This window comes from Bradyrhizobium sp. JYMT SZCCT0428 (assembly GCF_018131075.1).
Lineage (GTDB): Bacteria > Pseudomonadota > Alphaproteobacteria > Rhizobiales > Xanthobacteraceae > Bradyrhizobium.
Genome location: NZ_JAFCLS010000119.1, coordinates 1 through 7,516, shown reverse-complemented (window position 1 = coordinate 7,516; position 7,516 = coordinate 1). Strand labels below are relative to the sequence as shown.

At 57.8% G+C, this 7,516-nt stretch carries 7 protein-coding genes and 1 pseudogene; 3 read left to right on the top strand and 5 right to left on the bottom strand.

All coding sequences use genetic code 11. The annotated features are described in order from the left end of the window. On the top strand, window positions 1–250 hold a 250-nt coding region (locus tag JQ575_RS43355; RefSeq protein WP_249167309.1), incomplete at its 5' end, for a PilZ domain-containing protein. A 325-nt stretch (window positions 251–575) separates the two neighbouring features. Further along, complete coding sequence (locus tag JQ575_RS43350; protein WP_212039255.1) at window positions 576–965, top strand: hypothetical protein; 390 nt, start codon at window positions 576–578, stop codon at window positions 963–965. A 432-nt stretch (window positions 966–1,397) separates the two neighbouring features. Here the strand turns inward: JQ575_RS43350 and JQ575_RS43345 are convergent, their stop codons facing one another. After that, on the bottom strand, window positions 1,398–2,366 hold the full coding sequence (locus JQ575_RS43345) for an ABC transporter substrate-binding protein (RefSeq protein WP_212039254.1): 969 nt from the start codon (window positions 2,364–2,366) through the stop codon (window positions 1,398–1,400). A 618-nt stretch (window positions 2,367–2,984) separates the two neighbouring features. On the opposite strand from JQ575_RS43345, the gene JQ575_RS43340 reads away from it, so the two are divergent. After that, window positions 2,985–3,374 (top strand): response regulator, encoded by a 390-nt coding sequence (locus tag JQ575_RS43340; RefSeq protein ID WP_212039253.1) that lies wholly within the window; start codon window positions 2,985–2,987, stop codon window positions 3,372–3,374. 189 nt (window positions 3,375–3,563) lie between these two features. Here JQ575_RS43340 and JQ575_RS43335 read toward each other — a convergent pair whose 3' ends face one another. From JQ575_RS43335 to JQ575_RS43320, 4 genes and pseudogenes are all read right to left on the bottom strand, one after another. Continuing rightward, window positions 3,564–4,016: a MaoC/PaaZ C-terminal domain-containing protein gene (locus JQ575_RS43335; protein ID WP_212039252.1), complete on the bottom strand. Its 453-nt coding sequence runs from the start codon at window positions 4,014–4,016 to the stop codon at window positions 3,564–3,566. Between the two features lie 437 nt (window positions 4,017–4,453). Further along, window positions 4,454–5,485 carry an IS110 family transposase gene (locus tag JQ575_RS43330; RefSeq protein WP_212039251.1) on the bottom strand — a complete coding sequence of 344 codons (1,032 nt, stop codon included), beginning with the start codon at window positions 5,483–5,485 and terminating at the stop codon, window positions 4,454–4,456. 116 nt (window positions 5,486–5,601) lie between these two features. Next, a pseudogene (locus JQ575_RS43325) lies at window positions 5,602–6,017 on the bottom strand (response regulator). Next, a partial coding sequence (locus tag JQ575_RS43320; protein WP_212039250.1) for a sensor histidine kinase occupies window positions 6,014–7,516 on the bottom strand: 1,503 nt, incomplete at its 5' end. The gene JQ575_RS43320 and the pseudogene JQ575_RS43325, both read right to left, overlap by 4 nt.

Below are 7,516 nucleotides of genomic sequence, written 5' to 3'. Positions count from 1 at the left end.
CGCAACAGCGGATACCGAAGCACGTAGCACGCCGCGCCGCAAAGTCCTCGATAGCGGTTTAATCAGGTTCGGCGACTGTTCTGTCCCCTGCGTTATCCGTAATCTTTCGGAAATCGGCGCTGCGTTGGATGCAGACGCCCAAAGTTTTGTCCCCGATCAGTTCACTTTGATCGCTGTACGAAAAAAGAAAATCTATTCCTGCACCGTCATATGGCGAAAAGAAGCGCGCCTTGGCGTTTCGTTCTGCTAGATAACCTTGATGATCGACGAGCGCAGTCCCTGCGGACCGACGTTGACGAAATGGCCTAGATTCGGCATCGGGGTCGAGCACACGGTGTCGAATTGCAAATATGTCCGATGACGGTGCGGCCCTGGAGGTTCCCGACGCCTCGTGCATCCCGAATTGCTTCCAATTGATGACAGAGCGAGATCGGATCGTTCAGACCTGTAAGATGATCAAACAGAACCGGATCGGTGTCGAGTTGACCCAGCGATGCTGGATGCTGACTTAGATTATCGGGAACCAGAGCGGCGATGAGCGAGTTGCCGACGCAGTGGGCTTAGAGGTTTAGCTTATGAGCATCTTCAATACGCAGGGTAATCTCGTCCCAATTCATGCCGATAATACCAAGACGCGGGATTGGCTCGTCTTGTTAGAAGCGTCGACTATTGTAGGCCACGAACGCGACAAGCTCCGAGTTGCATTGACTACGCAGGAGCGGAAGCTCGTCAAAAGGCGGAAGTTGTTCGGCAAAACGGAGCACTTTCTTGTTGTCGATGGATATGATCCGCGAATACACGCGCTGTATTTCTGCCCTCAGCTTTACAAAAACGAGGGCGGAGCGCTCGTTCCTTTGACTGGCGGAGAGATTGGGCTGTTGATGGCGCAAGCGCTTGAGGGAGGTGCGATGAAAAGCCACCGTGGTACGAGCCGTCTGATAGCTTGCCAAAAGAAGCGGTTATAAAAGCAACGCCTGAGATGGAATTTGACAGCTTGGTTGTTGACGCCCCAAGCCCGAAAGCGAAATCGCCTGCGCTAAGGGCTGTACCTATACCCGACAGGGAAAACGCGAAGACGTAATTACGTGCGTTAGCGAGCCGCCCGCGTGCCCGTTCGGCCACCCGTCAGGTGCCCTCTGGAGGACGGTTCGGCACCTGAGCTTGAGATTTGCAGTCGATTAGACCCACCTCGTTTGGCGCATAGCAAGCCTGATCGTCGACCCAGGCCCAAATGCCGGTGGCCATTCACCCCGCTCAGTGATGCGTTTGCGGTGCAGCCTCGACACAGACCATTGCCTTACGTAACGCCGTGGCACGCTAGGATGGGCTTAGGCCCAGTCATTCACGTACACCAAACCGTGCCATCAAAGTGCCAATAGGCGCCATGCATATACGGTTCAATCTATGATTTTGTCTGCACGCAGCACTAACCCGGCCGGAATTTCGTGGGCTATCGCTCGCGCGGTCTTGAGGTTGATAACCATTTCGAAGTTTGTCGGTTGCTCGACCGCAATGACGGCGGGTTTGGTGCCACGCAACACTTTGATGACCATCCGCGCCGCTTGGCGAGAGATGCCGGACAAGCGAGCGCCATATGCGATAAGGCCACCTTCTTCCGCCATTTCAGGCCATTCGTAGATAGCCGGAAGCCGCAGCGCGGCGGCACGCTCGATCACGAGGCGACGATTGACGTACAACAGCGGCGACGACAGCACATTAATAGCGGCGGCGCCCGACGCTTTGATCTCGTTCGTCGCTGGCGCGATTTCCTCGGGCGTGCGGATGGTAAAAATCGCAATCTCAATGCCGCGCGCCCGGCCCGCATCTTGAAGTGCCTTGAGTTGCTGTGGCTCGGTGCCTGTCGCCTCCGCCAGCATCGCCATCCGGCGAGCCCCGGGCACCGCCTCAATCATTATGTCCTGCCGCTTGCCGTTAAGTTCGGGAGAAAAAAGACTGATGCCAGTGATGTTGCCGCCAGGACGCGCAAGCGATTTCACCAGCCCAGTCGCAACCATGTCAGTGGCGAGGCCAACAATAGGAACGACGGGCATCGCCTCCTGTGCGGCGCGCATGTGGGTCACTGCGGCACAGAAAATGACATCTGGCGGGGATTTAGCCATCGCCGTTACGGTTTCGGCGAGTTGCTCGTCACGCAGACCAAAGCCGTCGCCATTAACCTTCAAATTCATTCCGTCGACGAAGCCGAACACGCGGAGCTCGTCAAAAAATGCAGCGTTAAACGGCGCCGCCTTCGGCCCGGGACTCAAAACCCCAAGGCGATAGATGCGACCCGCCTCTTGGGCGCCCGCCGCGAGCGGCCACGCCGTCGCACCGCCTAAGAGAGTCATGAACTCGCGCCGTCTCATTGATTCCTCAAAGGATGCTCTTTATCCGGAGATTAGCATTTTGGCGCAGGGCGGCGAGCAATAAAGGCCAGGCCATCGGCCCGGGAACCTGCGTCCCAATGTCCGCTGTGGGTCAATCGCGTCGGTCTAAGCCATAGCCAGCCACTTCCGGTCTACCCCGAGCAACGGACATCGTTAGACCGACCCAGTTGGTCTGGTCCGTGCCAACGTGAAGGGCAAGGGCAATTCGAGCCTTGTTAGACGATGACCAGTTCAGCGTAGAATCGGTCGCCGGTACCGAGAACGGCGCGAACTAGGGTCACTTAATTGCCACACAGCGCAGGTTCTCGCTTTTCTTGTCCATTAATGTAGAGACGAAGCTGGAATGAAGGGTAGGCTCTCCTATGCCGGAAACCGGCAGCGGCGGCGGTTGCGGACTCGTCGAGGAACCTCCAAGCCTTGAACGAGTCCGCTCGCGCGGCGCACTAGGAGGGTGATCGATAAGCAACCCGAGGGCACCAAGTCGCCAACCTCGCGGACGCTGTTGTGATGGCGTACTGGCCCGGGGAAAGCATGGCGTACGACACAACGATGGAGTGCGACAAGCCAAAGAGAAGGTGACCGCGCCGGAGTAAATTCATGAGCTTGCTTATTCTCGTTGTTGACGACGAGCCCGACGTAGAAATCCTGTTTCGCCAGCAATTCAGACGCGATCTGCGCGACAACCGCTTCGCGATGGAATTTGCGAACTCGGCGGCTAGCGCCCTACAACGCATCAGTGATGCAGCCGGTGCATCGTTGATCCTGATCCTTTCCGACATCAACATGCCGGGAATGACTGGCCTTGAACTTTTGCCGAAGGCGAAAGCGCTACGACCGGACGTTCCCGTCATTATGATCACCGCCTATGGCGACGACCAGACCAAACGAAAAGCCCTGGAAGGCGGCGCCGAGGCACTACTGACAAAGCCCGTCGATTTTGTTGCGCTTCGCAATGTGATCGACACTCGGGTGACAGGCGCGGCGTAATCGTTGGCTTCGGTCCCGGCGAGCTAATGTCCGCTTTGGTCAAAAGCTCCCTCGACAACCCCTCAACGCACTTCCGCGTTGTCCCCGATCAACGGACATCAACCGACCGGCACGGCCGGTTCGTTTTGTGCCCACTAACGGATTTGTGGCTGCCACTTTGCGTTACGCGAATTTCCCGTCATCAACTCGCTACTGGGAGTTAGTGGCGATCAGAATGGTGCTCTCAATAGATAAGACCACGCGTTCTCGATCATTGATCACTTCGATGAGGTGCTTGACGAGGCCTCGTCCCGGCTTGCTCGACAAACGTTTCTCGAGAATCGTGATGCGTTCGTGCAGCCGGTCACCTGAACGAACGGGCTCGACAAACTTAACGTGCCAGTCGAAGCCTCCCAAGAAGGCCCAAATCCGATCCGGCTGATTCACTATTTCATGGGACAGCCGGTACATCAGAGTGATTGTGTAGCCGCCACTGGCGATCAATCCGCCAAACGACGATCTGGCGGCTGCCTCTGGATTGACGTGAATCGGCCACGGGTCGTTTGCGCGATTATAGGCCAGCATCTCCTCGTGATCGACGGTGTACTCCGCCGACGTCCAACTATCTCCAACATTGAAGTCCTCGAAGTACATCATACACATGAGCGAACTCCATGCGTCTCCTCTCCGGGTGAAGGCGGGAAAGCCCGGCGGCCCCGCCCAGCATACTGTCGTGAAAAATCTGGTGGAGCGCAATCGCACGGGCACTATGACGCTCTCTGAGCAGGCGGGCCGTGCTCTTGAACTGCCGAATGGGCTCCGACCCCATCCGCACACATGCAGGTCCGCTGTGGGTCATGTGTGGACGGCTCCGGGTTGGCAAGGACTTTCTTCACGTTTGCAGCATTGGTCGGTGCAGCCATGCGTTCGGCCTTTAGGTGCGGTTCACATGACCGCTGGCCATAATGCCCTCCGCGGATCAGGTCCCAATCAAACTGACGCATTTAACAATGCTTTGACCCAAGTGGGTTGTCCTGATCGCCGGATCGACCGGCTCTGCAATACGTGCTGTCCGCCCTCCCTGCCCGGCGCGATTTCGTTTATCGCGCAAGCGCGACGGGTTCCTTGTATCGCTCGCCCCTGGCCATCATGGCCCAGACCATCCGCGCGACCTTGTTGGCGAGCGCGATAGCCGCAACCTTGGTCGGCCGCCTGGCCAGCAAGGCCGTGAGCCAGGGCCGGTGTCTGGTGCCGTGGATCTTGGCGTAGCGGATGACAGAAAGCGCGCCGGCCACAAACAGGCCGCGCAAATATCGGTCACCTTGCTTACTTATATTGCCGAGCCTGTTCTTGCCTCCAGTGGAGTGCTGTTTCGGTACCATACCGATCCAGGCCGAGAAGTTGCGCCCTGATCGGAAGGACTTTGGATCAGCAACGGCAGCGACCAAAGCAGTGGCCAGCACTGGACCGACGCCGGGGGCTTCTTCGAGCCGCATGCTCATTTCGTTGGAGCGATGCCATGCCCTGATCAGCCGGTCGAACTCCAGGATCTGCTCCTTCATCCTGCGCAGTTGAGCCCCGAGTGCCGAGAGACACGCACGAGCTATCTCTGGAACCCTTCCGTCGCTCACATCGGCGACGACAGTGAGCAGCTCCTCGACGCCGTGACGGCCGACGGGCGCAACGATCCCGTACTCGGCAAGATGAGCTCGGATCGCATTGATCACCGAGGTCTGCTGACGGATGAACATGTGGCGCGTGCGGTGCAATACCAAGCCGCTTTGCTGCTCGGGGGTCTTGGTCGGTACGAACCGCATGTTGGCCCTGGTGACTGCTTCACAAATAGCCTCTGCGTCAGTCACGTCATTCTTGTGCCGCTTGACGTAGGGCTTCACGTAGGCTGGCGGCATTAGCCGGACGGTGTGACCAAGTGCCTGGAGCTCGCGTGACCAATGGTGCGCCGAGGCGCAGGCTTCGATACCGACCAGACACGGCGACAGCTTTTGGAAGAATATCAGGACATAGCGACGCTTCAATTGCCGGCGAACGACCACTTGGCCGCCAGCGTCAACGCCGTGAACCTGGAAAACCGACTTGGCGATATCTAAACCGATAGTCGTTATCGTCTGCATGACTCGCTCCTCTGAATCGTGGGAGCCTTAACAGCGCCCACATCCATGGCACCCATGTGCCGGTGGAGGAGCCAGCATCAAACAGAGAAGCCAGGGGCTCAACTGGCAAGTCAGCTTTACCCCCAACTCCGGACAGGGCCTTTCACCGAGCAAACTGACGGCGTATCGATCTGCTCTCGCAACAAGGTGAAGTCGATGGGTTCGGTGAGCAAACCCTCTGCGCCCATTTCAATTGCTTTGCGTTTGGTGTCGTCGTCGCCGTAAGCCGTGATCATGAAAAACGGGAACGTCAGGCCGGATTTCCTTCATTCTAGGCAACATCTCTAGGCTCGTCATCCCTGGCATGTGTGATGTCCGAAAATACCAATACTGGTGCCTGCTCCGTCGCGTTCGCCGCACGTACCAATGCGCCTGATGCCGAGGCAGCGAAGTCCATTACAAAGCGTTCCGCACGCAAGTCGCGGCGGAACTGCTGACGGAACAATGCCTCGGCGTCGGGCTCATCGTCGACCACAAGGACTAGAACGCTCACGTCTCACCTTGTTCCCTGTCCAAAACGATGCTCTTCCTCGGCAGGACGATAATGAATTCGGTGAACACACCGGGCTCGATCGCAACGTCAATTCTGCCGCCGTGTTGTTTCACGATAATGTCATGCGTCATTGAGAGACCAAGTCCAGTCCCTTCACCGGCTGGCTTGGTTGTGAAGAACGGGTTGAACATCTTTTGCTGCACCTCGGCCGGGATGCCGGTGCCGTTGTCGCGAATGCGAATTTCCACGGTAGTTCCGAGGTTCTTGGTGGTGGCCCGGAGGGTTGGTTCAAAACCAGGTTCTTTATACTCGGTCTTGCGCCTGGTCGCCGCATAGACGCCGTTCGCGATCAGATTAAGAAATGCGCGGGTGATCTCCTGGGGAAATAGTTCGATTGTACCAGCGTCCGCATCGAAGTCGCGCTGCAGGTTGATATTGAACTCGCCTTTTTCTGCTCGTGCGCCGTGATAGGCGAGATTGAGGCTCTCATTGAGAAGCGAATTGATATCCGCAGGCCGGTGCTCTCTGGAGCCCTCGCGCGAATGCAGCAGCATGTTCTTCACGATGGAGTCGGCGCGCTTGCCGTGCTGGACTACCTTTTCGAGATTGTCCTTTAACAAGCCGGTCAATTCGTCTACTTCACCCCGGACCTTGCCATCCATCGCGACCGGCTTGAGCAAATCGTTCAGCTCGTCGGTCAGTTCCGCCGACAGCGCCGAGAAATTGTTGACGAAATTGAGTGGGTTCTGGATCTCGTGCGCAATGCCAGCGGTGAGCTGACCGAGCGAGGCGAGTTTCTCCGTCTGCACCAGGCGGCCCTGCGCGGCGCGCAGATCGTCGAGGGACTGCGACAGCTCCTCCGTGCGCATGCGCAACTCATTAAGCAGACGGGCGTTCTCGATGGCGATCACCGCCTGATCGGCGAAATTCGTGACAAGCTCAATCTGTTTTTCGCTAAACGGGCGCACTTCCTGGCGATAGATGACAATGACGCCAACCAGCTCGCTCTCCCTGAGCATCGGGACGGCAAGCAAGGTCCGAGCCCGCATGCTTTCGGCGGTGACGACGCGCAAAGGGGTCTGCCTACCACCACTCTCGGCCAGGATATCCGGAATAAGGACGACCTTTTTGGTGGCCATGACCCGGCCGAGCGCCGTTCCGGGTGGCGGCACAAGCGGTCCGCGCTTGAACAACTCTGCGAATGCGGGCGGCGTGTTATGGAGTTCTGCCGCCTCAAGCCCGTCGCCGCTGCAAAGCAACATGTTGCCGTACGATGCCTCGCAGATTTTCAAGGCGTTGTCGAGCATGACCTTGAACACCGGCTGAAGTTCGCCGGACGAACTGCTGATGACACGCAGGACTTCTGATGTTGCGGTCTGTTGCTGCAGCGCCTCTGTGAGGTCGCGCGTGCGCGCCTCCACCTCGTTGAACAGCCGCGCATTCTGGATAGCGATCACGGCTTGATCGGCGAATGTCTGGATGAGCGCAAGCTGCCTTTC